At 33.8% G+C, this 15,420-nt stretch carries 13 protein-coding genes and 1 riboswitch; of the genes, 8 read left to right on the forward strand and 5 right to left on the reverse strand.

The features are described 5' to 3' along the window. Positions 1-295: 295 nt before the first annotated feature. Positions 296-1,525: an aspartate kinase gene (locus ACZ76X_RS14355; protein ID WP_479850763.1), complete on the reverse strand. Its 1,230-nt coding sequence runs from the start codon at positions 1,523-1,525 to the stop codon at positions 296-298. A 199-nt stretch (positions 1,526-1,724) separates the two neighbouring features. Next, positions 1,725-1,911: riboswitch (Lysine riboswitch) on the reverse strand. A 191-nt stretch (positions 1,912-2,102) separates the two neighbouring features. On the opposite strand from ACZ76X_RS14355, the gene ACZ76X_RS14360 reads away from it, so the two are divergent. The 3 genes from ACZ76X_RS14360 to ACZ76X_RS14370 are packed head-to-tail and all read left to right on the forward strand — an operon-like array spanning position 2,103 to position 5,257. Beyond that, complete coding sequence (locus tag ACZ76X_RS14360) at positions 2,103-3,011, forward strand: DoxX-like family protein (RefSeq protein WP_479850764.1); 909 nt, start codon at positions 2,103-2,105, stop codon at positions 3,009-3,011. Between the two features lie 3 nt (positions 3,012-3,014). Next, complete coding sequence (locus ACZ76X_RS14365) at positions 3,015-3,626, forward strand: DUF4166 domain-containing protein (RefSeq protein WP_479850765.1); 612 nt, start codon at positions 3,015-3,017, stop codon at positions 3,624-3,626. A gap of 5 nt (positions 3,627-3,631) precedes the next feature. Next, positions 3,632-5,257, forward strand: coding sequence for a YndJ family protein (locus tag ACZ76X_RS14370; protein WP_479850766.1), 1,626 nt, complete (start codon positions 3,632-3,634; stop codon positions 5,255-5,257). A 27-nt stretch (positions 5,258-5,284) separates the two neighbouring features. Here the strand turns inward: ACZ76X_RS14370 and ACZ76X_RS14375 are convergent, their stop codons facing one another. After that, positions 5,285-5,770, reverse strand: a complete 486-nt coding sequence (locus tag ACZ76X_RS14375) for an NUDIX domain-containing protein (protein WP_479851162.1) — start codon at positions 5,768-5,770, stop codon at positions 5,285-5,287. 169 nt (positions 5,771-5,939) lie between these two features. On the opposite strand from ACZ76X_RS14375, the gene ACZ76X_RS14380 reads away from it, so the two are divergent. The 4 genes from ACZ76X_RS14380 (at position 5,940) to ACZ76X_RS14395 (ending at position 10,531) form a co-directional block, all read left to right on the forward strand. After that, complete coding sequence (locus ACZ76X_RS14380) at positions 5,940-7,181, forward strand: N-acetylmuramoyl-L-alanine amidase (protein ID WP_479850767.1); 1,242 nt, start codon at positions 5,940-5,942, stop codon at positions 7,179-7,181. A gap of 254 nt (positions 7,182-7,435) precedes the next feature. Then, on the forward strand, positions 7,436-8,815 hold the full coding sequence (locus tag ACZ76X_RS14385; protein WP_479850768.1) for an S-layer homology domain-containing protein: 1,380 nt from the start codon (positions 7,436-7,438) through the stop codon (positions 8,813-8,815). 145 nt (positions 8,816-8,960) lie between these two features. Then, entirely contained in the window at positions 8,961-10,223 is a 1,263-nt protein-coding gene (locus ACZ76X_RS14390) for an MFS transporter (RefSeq protein ID WP_479850769.1), read from the forward strand. Positions 10,224-10,252: 29 nt separating this feature from the next. After that, on the forward strand, positions 10,253-10,531 hold the full coding sequence (locus tag ACZ76X_RS14395; protein WP_479850770.1) for a hypothetical protein: 279 nt from the start codon (positions 10,253-10,255) through the stop codon (positions 10,529-10,531). A gap of 21 nt (positions 10,532-10,552) precedes the next feature. On the opposite strand, the gene ACZ76X_RS14400 is transcribed toward ACZ76X_RS14395, so the two are convergent. The 3 genes from ACZ76X_RS14400 to ACZ76X_RS14410 all read right to left on the reverse strand — a co-directional run bounded on the left by ACZ76X_RS14400 (position 10,553) and on the right by ACZ76X_RS14410 (position 13,689). After that, positions 10,553-11,017 carry a hypothetical protein gene (locus ACZ76X_RS14400; protein WP_074542492.1) on the reverse strand — a complete coding sequence of 155 codons (465 nt, stop codon included), beginning with the start codon at positions 11,015-11,017 and terminating at the stop codon, positions 10,553-10,555. Between the two features lie 602 nt (positions 11,018-11,619). Then, positions 11,620-12,723: an ABC transporter ATP-binding protein gene (locus ACZ76X_RS14405; protein ID WP_074542491.1), complete on the reverse strand. Its 1,104-nt coding sequence runs from the start codon at positions 12,721-12,723 to the stop codon at positions 11,620-11,622. Between the two features lie 102 nt (positions 12,724-12,825). Continuing rightward, positions 12,826-13,689, reverse strand: a complete 864-nt coding sequence (locus ACZ76X_RS14410) for a PucR family transcriptional regulator (protein WP_479850771.1) — start codon at positions 13,687-13,689, stop codon at positions 12,826-12,828. Positions 13,690-14,124: 435 nt separating this feature from the next. On the opposite strand from ACZ76X_RS14410, the gene ACZ76X_RS14415 reads away from it, so the two are divergent. Further along, complete coding sequence (locus ACZ76X_RS14415) at positions 14,125-15,375, forward strand: ABC transporter substrate-binding protein (protein WP_000758667.1); 1,251 nt, start codon at positions 14,125-14,127, stop codon at positions 15,373-15,375. Positions 15,376-15,420: the final 45 nt, after the last annotated feature.

The following is a 15,420-nucleotide window of genomic DNA, read 5'->3' on the forward strand; positions in this document are numbered from 1 at the left end:
TTCCTTTTAAACAAAAAACACCTTGTCACAGTGTAGGAAAATGTGACAAGGTGTTTTCGGGTATAGAATAAACATTTTGATAGGGAACAACACTTCGTAAACCTGCTACTACTGAGATACGCATGAACTTTATTTCAGGAATGCTATTATGTTTAAGTAGTTTTAAGAATTTGATACAGTAATTGCTATTCGACAGAATAACTTCGATTTCCCCGCAAAATATTCCCACCCTATTTCTATTAACATAGGAAAGAAATAGATTCATCTCATTTGTTTTAAGTTTTACTAGTGGAAATTAACTCATCTGCACTAAAGGCTCAATTTTCGCCATAAATGACTGATGTAGTGCCTCGACACCGGTTACTAAATGAAGGCGGTCAATAACGACAGACACTTTAATTTCTGATGTACTTACCATTTTAATATGAATATTTTCTTCTTTTAAAGTAGTGAACATATTCGCAGCAACACCTGGATTAGAGACCATACCAGATCCTACAATTGATACTTTTGCTAAATGATTTTCATATTCTACAGACTCATAGTGAAGTGTTTCTTGATTTTGTTCTAATACCTCTAATGTTTCTCTTAAATCATTAGAATGGATCGAGAAGGAGAGGTGAACAGTTCCTTCATTTGTAATACTTTGGATGATGATATCTACATTAATATGCGCCGCTGCTAATGTAGAGAAAACTGTTGAAAGTGCACCTTGTTCTAATCCTTTCATTGTGACGCGTGTAATATTATCTTCAAATGCAATACCTTTCACGATTGATTGTTGTTCCATGTTACATTCTCCTTTTACAATTGTTCCGTTTTCTTGTTCCATACTTGAGCGAACTTCTAACATGACATTGTGATTTTTAGCAAACTCAACAGCACGCGGGTGTAATACACCAGCACCAAGGTTTGCAAGCTCTAACATTTCGTCATAAGAGATTTCATCTAATTTATAAGCATCTTTTACAACTCGTGGGTCCGTCGTATATACGCCGGTCACATCTGTGTAAATATCACATTTTTTTGCTTTCAGTGCAGCAGCTAATGCAACAGCAGTTGTATCAGAACCACCACGTCCAAGTGTTGTAATTTCATGATTTTCACTCATTCCTTGGAATCCAGCTACAATAACAATCGTACCTTCAGTAAGATAAGATTGAATTCGATCTGTATGAATGTCAGTAATCCGTGCACTACTATGTACAGATTCTGTCGTAATACCAGCTTGCCATCCTGTTAATGAAATCGCATTATAACCTTTTGCTTGTAGTGCCATCGTTAATAATGAAATAGTCACTTGCTCTCCTGTCGATAGAAGCATATCCATTTCGCGTTTACTCGGATTTTCTGTAATCGCGTTAGCAAGTGCGACAAGTTCATCTGTACTTTTTCCCATTGCTGAAACGACAGAGACGATACTATGTCCTCGGTCATATTCTTCAATAATTAAATTTGCTACATGTTGAATGCGCTCAACACTTCCGACAGAAGTGCCACCAAATTTTTGTACAATCGTTTCCATTACGAATTCCTTCTTTCATCCATTTTTAAGAATAGATTAGGACATATATAAATCCCAATATTCCTGTAGTTACCAGAGAAAAACAAAAAACACCATCTCAAATAAGTGAGGATGGTGCTGTTACAGGAAAAGGGAAACAGAAAACGGAGCTAATAAAAAAACCGCCAAAAAAGGAATATCATAAAAATGATATCTCTTTTTTGTAGATAGCTCTTCATATGTACACGTCTGTACATATGACAGTTCTGTTTCTATTCGAAAACAGCCCCAATCGATACATACAGAGAAATATATCGATTTCGGCAACACTTCCTTTCATCTAATTTCATAGACATCTCTGTGTCTCCATTAGAATACTCATAAGTATCGCAACCTCTATCTCACGTTTTAGGCGAGAGTGTTTGATTTATGAAGTTGTTGGTAACATTTGTTTTATAATAATTTAAATTTTTGGGGGAATCAAGTGTTTTGTATAAATTTTAAAAATTCTTTCTTTTTGCGAAAAAGTTTGTGAAAAATGTAGCAAATTAAATTCATTGCATGTACATTAAAATTATAGTGCATTGGAGGTGGAAGAATGAAGGGGAAAAAGCCTATTTATGTTTCTGCAAAAATGAACACAACAATGGAGAAATTATGGGAATACACGCAAGAACCACATATACATACAGAATGGGATGCTCGCTTTACTGAAATTTCGTATGTAGAGAAAAAAGAAGGAGAACCACAGAAGTTTTTATATAAAACAAAGATTGGATTTGGACTTGAAATAGCTGGAGAAGGTGAATCGATAGGTGAGATAAGAAAAGAAACGGGAGAACGTATTTCTTCTTTAAAATTTTGGACGGATAATAGATTATCTCTTATTCAAACAGGGCGTGGTTATTGGAAGTATACCCCCCGTAAAGAACACATTCATTTTGAGACGCAATATGATTATGATACGAGGTTTGGTCGTATAGGGAATGTAATAGATTTCTATATGTTTCGGCCGTTATTAGGCTGGGCGACTGCTTGGAGCTTTGATGCATTAAAATTATGGTTAGAGAAGGGACTTCACCCTAGATTACTAATTAGAAGAACGATGACATATTGGATCGTATGTTTTTTATTTGCCTTTGTATGGATGTATCAAGGGGTAGTGCCAAAATTAGTGTTTACTCATTCAGAAGAAGTGAAAATGCTTTCGGTCATAATTGGTTCAACTGAAAATAGTATTTTTATTCTTAAAATAATTGGGCTGTTAGAAGTTATTTTTGGTGTCACATGGTTACTTCCATTTCCAAAACGAAATGTATTTATAATACATATTTGTGTGTTAATAGCCTTAACAATCGCAGCAGGATTTACGAATATCGCAAGCTTTACAGAGCCGTTTAATCCAATTACATTGAACGTTTTACTAATGGGGTTATCAATTGTCGGTTATATAAATAGTACGAACTTGCCAAGTGTAAAAAATTGCAAGAGGAAGAGAAAGGGATAATGTATGGCTAATATGTATGAAAGACTATTAGGGGATTCTTATAAAAAACTTCATCCGAAATTACAGAAACGCTATGAGATTACAGAAGAAAATAGTTTTACTGGAGAAGGAAAGATGGATGAGATTTCTGGTGGTTCTTTTTTCGTAAAATTCATATTAAAAATTGCATCAAAGTTCCGTATGTTTTTCTCTGAACGGGGGAAGGAAGTGCCATTTACAATACATAATACCGCTGAGCGGGATGAACACGGACATGAATTTGTGCGGTGGAATCGTACTTTTTATTTTCAAAATAAGAAAAGATATTTTAACGCTGTTATGCAGTTGGATGAAGAGAATAATGAAATTGTAGATTATTTTGGTGAACCACACATACTTGTTTCTACACTGAATTTTCATATTGATGAGATGGGGGCGATGCATATTTCTTCAAAGAAACAATGGTTTTACATGTTTAGAAGAAAAATCCCGTTACCTATATTCTTATACGGAGAGGCCAACATTGTAGAAAGTTATGATGAAACAAAACAGTGCTTTCGAATTCATGTACAAGTACGCAATCCGTTAATTGGTTCATTATTTTCATATAGGGGAACATTTGTGGAGAGGAAATAAATGATATGAAAAATATAATAGTTGGGCTTGCTTGTTATATTATTTTTTTAATATGTGAGTGGTCAAATGTAAACCCAGTTGAAGCAATTATTTTATTATCTATTTTGTTATTTATACCGATGTCTTTTTGTATTATTGATAAAAGAGCACGAAATGGATCGTATTTATTATTTTATAAATCCGTATCGTTTTTATATCCGATAGCAGCGATTTGTGCAATGTTAGCTTTCGTAACAAATCAATATATCTTTGCGATAATTTGGTTTGTATATACGGGAATCGTTACGTTATTTGGTATGAATAGATTACTAGAAAGAGGATGGAAACCGTTAGAAGAAACGGCTATCGATAGTGCGTTTATATATTTGTTTTTAGGTGGATTCTGGTTTTTTGCTTCTGTAGCAAAGCTTTCCATTATGCACTTTAGTTCTGACATTGTTTTACTTACAGCTGCACACTTTCATTATTCGGCATTTCTATTGCCATTATCAGCTGGTTTAATAGGGCGTAAGAGAGAAAAGAGCAGTAAAGTATATGATGCGATTATGTTTATCATCGTTATTTCACCTATGACAGTTGCGATAGGGATTACATACTCAAGGGTATTTGAATTTCTTGCAGTGTGCCTATATTTATGTGCGATTTATGGTTATGGGATTTATGTTTGGCGCACGAAATTTAATGCTATCAGCGCAAAAATCCTCCTAGTCATATCGTCTAGTACACTCATAGTAACAATTATGTTCTCACTCATATATTCGTATGGGAATTTGAAACATGTAATGACGATTACAATTGCTCAAATGGTTTGGATTCACGGTGTTGTCAATGGAATTGGAGTAGCGTTGCCGGCATTTGTCGGCTGGATGATTGAAAAGAGTGTTCCGAACTATAAATATTACGGGAAACCAATGAGCAGATTAAGAGGAAAGGCGACAGTTGGTGAAGCATTTTTACATAACAAAAATGTAATAGATAGTAAGGCATACAACGGTTTAGTTGATAAAATGAATGATTTTCATAGTGAGGCATTTGATACGGCGAAGATTCCTGTAAGCATTATTCGTTTTTATGAAAATACAACAGCGTATAAGTTACAATCGCATATTAAATGGACTCGTTGGTTCCGCCCGTTCGCATTTTGTTATGAAAAAATGAGTAAGCGTGTAGGACAAATACATTTAGGAATGGGTGGCAAGTGGGAAATAATGCACGGCTCTATCATAGGGGTAATGGATGAGAAGGATGGAAGAAAGAATGTAAGGGCTTGGCTAAGAAAAAATGAAACAGGGGAGTCTATTTTTTTAGCCTTGTATTCACTGCATACATATAAGAGCGATACATATATGAATATCGCATTGCCTCTACCATATTCGAATATCACGGGGATTTTAAAATTACGTAATGATAAGAATAATTTAATTATTACTAGTAAGCTGAGAAGAAATGGTAAGGGAGATGAGGGGATCTATATACATACTCGTTTCTTTACAATTCGTTTACCGTTAGCTGAGACTTTTATTATTAAAGAGGGAACAGGTCAAATGTTAACAGCTCACCATAAAATGTGGATATTCGGAGTTAAGTTTTTAGAAATTGATTATGAGATTAAGAAAATGGAGGAGAAGTAAAAAAGCTTGGAGAGATTCCAAGCTTTTTTACGTATGCGTAATTGTCATAGCAACTTGTTTATCTAAGTCTCGGTCCCAAACACGTTGAATTTCAAACGTACCTTTTTCAAAAAATAATGGAAATCTTTCTTTAAACCAATCTTGCATAGGAAGATTTAATGCTGTATCGATTGGTACCCATAATAATTCGCCCTCAGGAGGATTTATAAGAAGTTCACCATCAAATGAGTCTGTCCAATAATTAAATACCATATATCGAACATTTTCTTTCGGATTTACGTATTCATCTAATCCCTTAAAAGTTAAATTTGAAACAAGTAATCCTGTTTCTTCCTTTACTTCTCGTTTAGCAGCGTAAACGATACTTTCTGGGAAATCTACTTTTCCGCCAGGAGCGATGTAACCAGGGAAGCCTAGATGATCGGGGCGCTGTATTAACAATACTTCGTTATTCCGCTGAATCATACACATCGTGTAAATACGGTGTTCTATATCTTTCCAATTGTTGCTTATATGAATCTCTCCTCTTATAAAACCTTACAGTTTTAAAATATAGTTATATATGACAAAAAATACAATAATAATACAAAATTATACAAATTACAATTGACTATTACTAATTTTCAGAACTATAATGAGTCTGTTACATAAATATATTGTACTTGAGAGGGGAATATATTCTATGAAAAATAGAATAATCGCAGCAGGAGTAATTGCAGCTAGTATATTATCTTATTCATCTAGTAGTTTCGCGCAAACAAAAACGTTTCCAGATGTCCAAGCAGGGCACTGGGCAGAAGATTCTATTAACTACTTAGCAGCAAAAGGCGCAGTTACAGGTAACGAGAAAGGAATGTTCGAGCCTGGAAAAGAAATCACTCGTGCAGAAGCAGCTACAATGATGGCTAAAATCTTAAACTTACCAATCGATAAAAACGCTAAACCATCTTACGCGGATTCTCAAAAACATTGGGCTACTCCAATTATTGCAGCTGTAGAAAAAGCTGGTGTGGTTAAAGGTACAGGCAATGGATTTGAGCCGGACGGAAAAATTGACCGCGTTTCAATGGCATCTCTTCTTGTAGAAGCTTACAAATTAGAGTCTAAAGTGAACGGTACTCCAGCCACTAAATTCAGTGATCTAGAAAAAAGTTGGGGTAAAGCAAAAGCTAACATTCTAGTTGAATTAGGGATTTCTGTTGGGACTGGTGACAGATGGGAGCCCGGAAAAATTCTAACTAAAGCAGAGGCAGCTCAATTTATTAAAAAGGCAGATTCTCTTAAAATAGGTAATCCTTTAGTAGAAAAGGTAGTTATTATTGATCCTGGTCATGGAGGATTTGATCCAGGGAATCCAGGACAAGGTGTAGAGGAAAGTAAAATTGTATTTGATACATCTTTAAGATTACAGAAGTTGTTAGAAAAAAATACACCTTTAAAAGCTTTATTAACACGTGAAGAGAACGGAAATCCAGGAAGTAACAAAAATGAATCTCTTGCGAATCGAGTGAAATTTGGTCAAGAGAACAATGCAGATATATTTGTAAGCATTCATGCAAATTCTTCTGAAAATCATGATGGTCATGGAACGGAAACATATTATTATAAAAAATCCAAGCATGGAGAAGAGACACAGATTGAAAAGGATAGCGAAGTGTTAGCAAAGAAAATTCAAAATAGAGTAGTAGAAGCACTACATACAAGAAATAGGAATATAAAAGACAATCACTCGCTTTATGTAGTAAATAATAATACAGTACCAGCAGTTTTAACAGAGCTTGCCTTTATTGATAATGATATAGATAATGGTAAATTAGCTACTGAATCAGGAAGACAAATTGCTGCTGAGGCAGTTTATGCTGGGATTTTAGATTATTATGAGTGGAAAGGTTTTGATGTTGAAAAATATCGTTTAGCTAAATAACAATGTTGATTACTAAGCCCATCGTCTACATAGAGTTGGGCTTTTTTGTAAGTTTATGTAATTTTGTATCGGAATAAAAAGATATATCGTATTATGCTGATTATAAATAAAATAATGGTAGATTAGTTTATTTTTATCACGTATACTTTTACTGGTGACTATTTAAGAGTTTGTTAGTTTAATAGGAAAAATTATACGATAAAGGGAGGCAAGTTAACACGGGACAAGCATATACATAACGTGTTAAAAAAATTATGAAAAAAGTTATTTCTAATGTGTTAGCGGTGACAGTCGCACTTCAAGTAGTGATGGCTCCAGCAACTTCGTTTGCATCTACAAAAGAATTTCCAGACGTTCCGAAAAATCATTGGTCATTTGAAGCAATTAATGATTTAACGTCAAAAGGGGTTATTGCAGGGTACGATAATGGTAAATTCGGGTTCGGAGATGTTGTAACTCGTGAGCAAGTAGCGGCATTAATGTATCGCGCATTAAAACCAGAAGCAAAAGCTGATTATAAAAATCCATACTCTGATATTAGCGCAGGAACGACGATGTTCCCAAAAGAAATTTTAGCATTAACAGAGATGGGGATTTTTGTAGGTGATGGTAAAGGGACGTTTAGACCAAAAGACTCGTTAACTCGTGCTGAGATGGCAGTAATTATACAGAATGCTTTTAAGTTTAAAATAAAGGCTCAACATACGTTTAATGATGTACCAAGCACGCATTGGGCAAATGATGCAGTTAGTGCATTAGAATCTAACGGCATTACAGCAGGTAATGGAGCAGGTGCATTTAATCCAACGAGTGTTTTAACACGTGAAGAATATGCACAATTTTTATTTAATGCTATGGCATCGTATATCAATCTAGATATAACGTTACCATCTAATATAACAGCACAAGAGATTGATAATTTTATTGAAAAATGGCATCCTGACAGTCCTCTTATTGGAACGGGACAAGATTTTATTCAAGCACAAAATGAGTATGGTGTGAGCGCACTGTATTTAGCTGCACATGCAATCTTAGAATCTGCCTATGGTAAATCAGAAATTGCATATCGTAAGCATAATTTATTTGGTCTAAGAGCGTATGATCGCGATCCATTTGCATATGCAAAATATTTACCGTCATACAAGCAAAGTATTTCGTACAATGCCGATTATGTAAGAAAGAACTATTTAGAAGAAGGTGCTAATCATTTCAATGGCTACACATTACCTGCTATGAATGAAAAGTATGCAACTGATAAAGAATGGGCTGGCAAAATCGCTAATATTATGGAGCGTATTAAACCGTTTAACAAAAAAGATTATCAAAATGTAAAACGATTATCGAAAAATCCTAACACATTAAATGTAGAGGCATTAGGTGAGGCGATTCCATATAAAAATTATGCAAAAGATGCAACAGCTACTGTTCAATTAGTAGGTTCTTACTATCAAGTACCATATCCATTTGGCTATACGATTAAAAGTGTACCAAATATTACGCAAAATGAAGTTGGGAAATTAGAAAATGGTAAGAAAGTAAATGTATATCGTGAAGATCCAAACGGCTGGGTAGAATTTTCATTTGAAAATGCTCAAGAAAAATATTGGACATTGAAGAAGAACTTAAAATTATAAATAAAAAAGGTGTTTTCATTTATGAAAACACCTTTTTTATATTTTTACCAATAATTTAACAGTTTCATATATAATTAAAAATGTTAAAGATTGAATTTTCCGTTTTATATTTAGTGTTAACTTAATTTGAAAAGAGGAGAGAGGTATGCAAGGAGAAATACAAACAGAGAAAAATGTAAGTTATATCGGTAAATTGCTATTGCCAGTTAAAGCGTCACTACATTTTAAGTTTTTATGGATTGGACAGTTGCTTTCGACTTTAGGTAGTTCGATAACAATGGTTATTTTGCCAGTCGTTGTATATTCATTAACTGGTTCAACAGTTGTAATGGGAATGACTATGGCAATGTACATGCTTCCTAATATTCTTGCGTTACCGTTTGCGGGATTAGTCGTAGATCGAATGGATCGGGTGAAAGTAATGTTATTTACAGATATCGTTCGATGCATATTAATGCTATTACTTGCAACACTTATATTTATGGACGTATTAACAATTCCACTTCTATATGTACTTGTAGCATTATATGGACTTATGGAAGGGATATTTCAGCCAGCATATGCGGCTGTAAGAGCAAAAGTATTTGTACCTGAAATTCGCAACGCAGCTAATGCATTAACGCAAATGAGTAATCAAGGTATACGACTAATTGGACCCGCACTTGGAGGATTAATCGTTTCAGTTGCATCTGCCGGAATAGGATTTGGACTAGATGCAGTAACATATTTGTTATCATTTTTTTGTTTATTATTTTTAAGAGAAATAAAGTTTAAAAAAGTAAAACCTATTGAAAAGAGAAAAATCGATTACAAACAAGAGTTTATGGAAGGTGTTTTTGTTTTAAAAAGTCATCCGTGGCTATGGATTACAATTTTAGCCTTTTCTTTCATCAATATTTGTTATGCAGGAATTATCGTCGTATTAATTCCATGGTTATTTAATGTTCATCACCATTTTGAAGCATATGTGTATGGATTAGGAATGGCATCTTCTGGCGTTGGAGCTGTCATTGCCGCGCTAATATTTGGCGGGAGGGAACGATGGCATAAGCGGGGATTACTTGCCTATGGTGGTGTTTTAATAAGTGGTTGTGCACTTTTGATAATGCCGTTTGTTGCTTGGGCACCTGCTTTAATTGGATTAATGGCAATTGAAGGTTTCGGTATGATGATATTTGGACTCATTTGGGAAACGAGTTTACAAGAGCTTGTGCCAGAAGAAGCATTCGGAAGGGTGGCAAGTCTTGATATGTTAGGTTCATTTGCTTTACTGCCACTAGGTTATGTAGTTGTAGGATGGTTAGCTACTGTCATAGGTGGCGAAATAACGATTATAACACTAGCTATTTTAGTACTTGTAACAATTGGAGTAGCATTATGTGTGCCGAGTATTCGAAGATTTGATTGATGATATAAGGGAAGGGGGGAACGACTTATATGCTTATAGAAAATTTGAACGATATAGTCGCAGAGGAATGGGACAGCCAATATACTTTGCAGGAAAAGATCTTTGAAGCAAAAAATTTCACAGTCTATATTGCTACCCATAGAGAAAATAAGCTAGCATATAATCAACTAGTATTAATAAAACATTTTTGTAACGAAAAGCCTTCCGTGCATATTTGGCATAAGAAAATTAGCACCGATGCAACAAAACTGGACATCACAAAAGAAGTGACAGAAGCCATTCAAACTGGTTTTGTAAATGAAGAGTAAGCCCCCTAATTAAATTAGGGCTTACTCTTCATTAAATACAAATGTTTGTTTCATTTTTTTACTTTCATTTACTGGATGGCCGTTGTAAGAAAAGTTCTTTTCTTCCCAAGTAATCACAACTTTAAAATTATGGCTATTAAAGTCTAATGGGAATACCATGTAGTCAAAGCTCGTATGACTTTTAGAAATATTTTCATTAGGTGTAGTAGGTTTAAAGGTAGCTTTAGAGGTAGGATTGTTATCAAGTATTTCCACGGATACGTTTGATACATCATGACCGATGTTTTTTACGAGTAAACTATATGTATCAAATACACCTTGTTTTGGCTGGATTGCTTGCTTGTTTACGTTATGAGATTTATCAATTTCGATATACCATTGTTTAGACTTTGATGCAATTGGTAGTGATTGAAATGTGTATGCACTAGCTTGTATTGGTAGTACTAAACAGATTAGTGAAAAGAGAGAAAATATTTTTCGTTTCATTTTTAGAGAGCTCCCATTCTGTAACGGATTTATTTATTATTATCTTCTCTTTATGTTAAGTTATACCATATAATGTAAGGGATTCGTTTTATGAATATTGGGTTAGGAGTTATTATATTATTTGCTATGCTTGTACTTAGTTTTATTACATCTTTTTCTAAACAAGAAAGCCGATCCGCCTTTAGGCATGGAATGAAATGAAAGGGAAGTTGGATCCGGAATACTACTAAAAACCGTAAGGATCGTGGTACTTTAAGTATCCGAAGTTTAGATAGTGTCTTCAGATTTTTTGTTTTAATTTTTCAGAAATAAATGATAATAGAAGAATGTTTTAAGGTGTTGGTTGAAGGGATATGTAACGAGCTTGATATGGCAATGGTATGTGATACTAACAGCGTTCATTTGTTTTTAATTAAACGGACGGTCATCCCCTTAACCCTACAAATAAAATGATTAATATCAAAATGTTTAAGAGAAGAATTCCCTCATCATAAGGTTAAATAGTAATGGTATGTTTAAGGGATTAAAGAAGGAAGCTGTGTAAAGGTCATACTACACAGCTTTTTTGTACATCTAATTTTAGAATAATCAATTAAGTGTATTTAATTGTTACGTATACGTAGTTCTGTCTCACTATCAAAAAAATGTGCTTTTGTTAAACTAAAGGCTACTGAAAGCTTATCGCCAGCTTTCAGTTCTGATCGAGCATTAATTCGTGCGACAAAACTTTGATTTTCAAGTTTTCCATGTATCATAGTCTCAGCACCTAATAGTTCAGCAACTTCAACATTAATTTCGACAGTTGAATCGGGAGAAGATTGAAGGACAATTGGTTCATCGTGAATGTCTTCTGGACGAATACCGAGTATAAGTGTTTTTTTGTTGTATCCCTTTTTCTGCAATTTTTTTAATTGTCCTTCTGGTACTTTAAAACGAATATTTTCTATATGAAAATAGTTATCTTTTAATGTTCCAGTAAAAAAATTCATGGCTGGAGAACCAATGAATCCGCCAACAAAAACATTTTCAGGAGTATCATAAACTTCTTTTGGTGTACCAACTTGTTGTATGATACCATCTTTCATCACAACAAGGCGTGATGCCATTGTCATTGCTTCCGTTTGGTCATGTGTTACATATATAGTAGTTGTGTTTAAGCGGCGATGAAGCTTAGAAATTTCTGAACGCATACTTACACGTAATTTAGCATCTAAATTGGATAGAGGCTCGTCCATTAAGAATACTTTTGCATCACGAACGATAGCTCTTCCTAATGCAACACGCTGGCGCTGTCCACCCGATAATGCTTTTGGTTTTCGCTTTAAATAATCTTCAAGACCTAATATTTTTGCTGCCTCAGTTACACGACGATTAATTTCATCTTTTGGTAGTTTTCGTAATTTTAAACCAAACGCCATATTATCGTAAACAGACATATGTGGGTATAGTGCGTAATTTTGAAATACCATTGCAATGTCACGATCTTTTGGAGCGACGTCATTCATAAGTTTACCATCAATATAAAATGAGCCGTTAGAAATGTCTTCTAAACCTGCAATCATCCGTAGAGTAGTTGATTTTCCACAACCAGAAGGGCCAACAAATACAATAAACTCTTTATCTTGAATATGTAAATTGAAGTCAGAAACAGCAGTTGTTTTATTATCGTATAATTTGAAAATATGATTTAATACGAGTTCGGCCACTATACATCACCCCTATTTTTATAATTAACTGAATTATAAGTTTTATTTAATGTAAGGTAAATTGGTAAGTTGCACAAAAAAAGTTAATTTTTTTATGCAAAATTACGAGATGTTCAAAGAAAGAAAAGCCAAATAAACAGCCACAGCACCTTCAAATGTTTTTATATTCAATCCTGTTTTTTCAATAAATTTGTCAATTCGATACTGTAAAGTATTTCGGTGTAAATATAATTGTTTAGCCGCAAGTGATACATTTAAATTACATTGGAAGAATACTTTAATACTCTCTATTAGTTCTTTATCATTGGAAACATTTTCTAATAAAAGATTTGTATATTTTTCTCTCTTTTCTTTTGGTAATAAGGTCATTAATTGATAAGGGAGAAGTTGTTCAATGTATGTAATTTTCTTTGATAAATAGGGAGAAAGATAAGAAAATAAATTTCGTTCCCATTGATACAAGTGAGAAACTTGATTGGTTTGGGTGTAGTGTCTGCCGACAAAAAAGGATAAGGATATAAAAAAATCTGTTTCTAGCGTATCAAGGGCTGTTTGTAATCTATATTCAGATATATTTTCTGTTAAGATGAGGACTCCAGTTTGTGAAGTTTCCCATATTGTAGGAGTATCAAAACCAAGTATTGAATGTAAAGCATTATGAAATTCTTCTCGTTCCGTTATAGGATGCGTTGTGAAGAAATGTAAAAAGCGTACAGATGTTATTTGAATATCTTTACTCTGATATAACGCTTCGTACCAATACTTTTCTATTTTTGTTTCGTAGCATGTGTCAGTATGGATGGGAGTTAAGAGGGATGAAAGCAATTGACACTCCCGTTTATGTAAGCGAGATTTACGAATTCCTACTCTATTCCCGTCAATCAAAAACCAACTGTAATCTTCAGAAAGTATGGCTTCATTAATTTTTATATCTTTAGCGTAATATTTTTTTAATTGTTGAATCATATCAACACTCCTTATCTTTATATTATTTATTAATAACAAATTATATAGGGATAATGGATTAATGCAGTTCGTGATAAAAATTTAAAAAATTCAGAAAATATATTGCAGAGGAAAAAGTGATAGTGTTATACTTCATAACAACTGGTAATGACAACATCATGTCGTGATCAAATTGGTATATGTATAAATAATATATCAATGATAGTTTATTCCTTCAACTGGTAATGACATAAGTCTACTAAAATTGATAGGGAAGGGAGAGAAGAGCATTGTTTTTATAAATGAATAAAATTCGTTTGTAAACGCTTTATTTATAAGGTGCTCCAAATCTTTTGTAAAGTTGATTATATTAGTTTAATTTGTCGTCAGTGAATTACAAGAAACATAAGTAAAGATTATGTTATATAGATGATTGTTTCTAGAGGAGGAAAAGGGATGAAAAAGTGGTTTATTTTCTTTTTGTCAACATTGCTATTGGCAATAGTAGGATGTTCTAACAGTGGCGAAAAAGTTAACACGTCATCTAAAGATGAAAAAATAGAATTACGGTATGCACTTTGGGATAAGAAACAACTACCAGCAGTGGAAAAAGTGGTTCAACAGTTTAATGAAAAACATCCGAATATTAAGGTGAAAATAGAATTAACAGCGTACGGGCAGTATTTTCAGAAGCTTGAAACGGCAGCAACAGGAAATGCATTGCCGGATGTATTTTGGATGAATGGACCAAATGTTGTGAAATACGCTTCAGGGAAAGTATTGATGCCTTTGGATGATAAAGCGAAAAAGGATAAGTATAAATTGGAAAATTATCCGAAATCTTTAGTTGATTTATATACAGTAGATAATAAAACTTACGGTATTCCAAAAGATTTTGATACAACGGCACTTTGGTATAATAAAAAATTATTTGATGAAGCTGGAGTAGCATATCCAGATGATTCATGGGATTGGGAGAAAATGAAAGAAGCTGCAAAAAAATTGACGAAAAAGGAAAAAGATGTTTGGGGATTTGCAGCAGCAATGGGAAATCAAGGTGGCTATTATGATCTCATTTACCAAAATAAAGGGTATGTTCTTTCTAAAGATAAAAAAACAGTAGGATTTAATAAACCACAAGCAATTGAAGCGTTTAATTATAACATTAGTTTTATTAAAGAAGGATTATCACCAACATTTGCTCAAATGACAGAGACAACAGCATCTGATTTGTTTTTATCAGGTAAAGTAGCGATGATTTTTGATGGGCCTTGGATGGTACCAGAATATAAGAAAAATCCTGATTTAAATATTGCTGTTATGCCAAAAGGGAAAGAAAGAGCTGTTATGATTCATGGTCTAGCAAATGTCATCTCAGCGAAAACAAAATATCCGGATGCAGCTTGGGAATTTGTGAAATATTTAGGTTCTAAAGAGGCAGCAGATGTGTTTGCAGAAACTGGAACAGTTATTCCTGCTTTTAATGGAACACAAGAAGCATGGGTTAAATCCGTTCCAAACTTGAATTTACAAGCGTATATCACTGGTCTTGAATATTCTTACCCATTACCGAGTGTGAAAAATACAGGAGCTTTATGGGAGCAAGAAACAAAAGTATTAAAAAGGGTATGGGGAGGAGAATTGAATGTTGAAGATGCAACAAAAGAATTAACAGAGAAGGCAAATGAAGTTCTTTCTAAAAAATAAGGAGAGGGATCCTCTCCTTACTTTAAATCAAAAATTATGGGAGGA

The sequence above is a fragment of the Bacillus sp. BC05(2025) genome, from assembly GCF_056725905.1.

Coding starts and splice junctions, on each gene's coding strand:
- ACZ76X_RS14355 (WP_479850763.1), bottom strand. CDS start 1,525: ATGGAAACGATTGTACAAAAATTTGGTGGCACTTCTGTCGGAAGTGTT.
- ACZ76X_RS14390 (WP_479850769.1), top strand. CDS start 8,961: ATGCAAGGAGAAATACAAACAGAGAAAAATGTAAGTTATATCGGTAAA.
- ACZ76X_RS14360 (WP_479850764.1), top strand. CDS start 2,103: ATGAAGGGGAAAAAGCCTATTTATGTTTCTGCAAAAATGAACACAACA.
- ACZ76X_RS14400 (WP_074542492.1), bottom strand. CDS start 11,017: ATGAAACGAAAAATATTTTCTCTCTTTTCACTAATCTGTTTAGTACTA.
- ACZ76X_RS14415 (WP_000758667.1), top strand. CDS start 14,125: ATGAAAAAGTGGTTTATTTTCTTTTTGTCAACATTGCTATTGGCAATA.
- ACZ76X_RS14395 (WP_479850770.1), top strand. CDS start 10,253: ATGCTTATAGAAAATTTGAACGATATAGTCGCAGAGGAATGGGACAGC.
- ACZ76X_RS14410 (WP_479850771.1), bottom strand. CDS start 13,689: ATGATTCAACAATTAAAAAAATATTACGCTAAAGATATAAAAATTAAT.
- ACZ76X_RS14380 (WP_479850767.1), top strand. CDS start 5,940: ATGAAAAATAGAATAATCGCAGCAGGAGTAATTGCAGCTAGTATATTA.
- ACZ76X_RS14365 (WP_479850765.1), top strand. CDS start 3,015: ATGGCTAATATGTATGAAAGACTATTAGGGGATTCTTATAAAAAACTT.
- ACZ76X_RS14370 (WP_479850766.1), top strand. CDS start 3,632: ATGAAAAATATAATAGTTGGGCTTGCTTGTTATATTATTTTTTTAATA.
- ACZ76X_RS14385 (WP_479850768.1), top strand. CDS start 7,436: ATGAAAAAAGTTATTTCTAATGTGTTAGCGGTGACAGTCGCACTTCAA.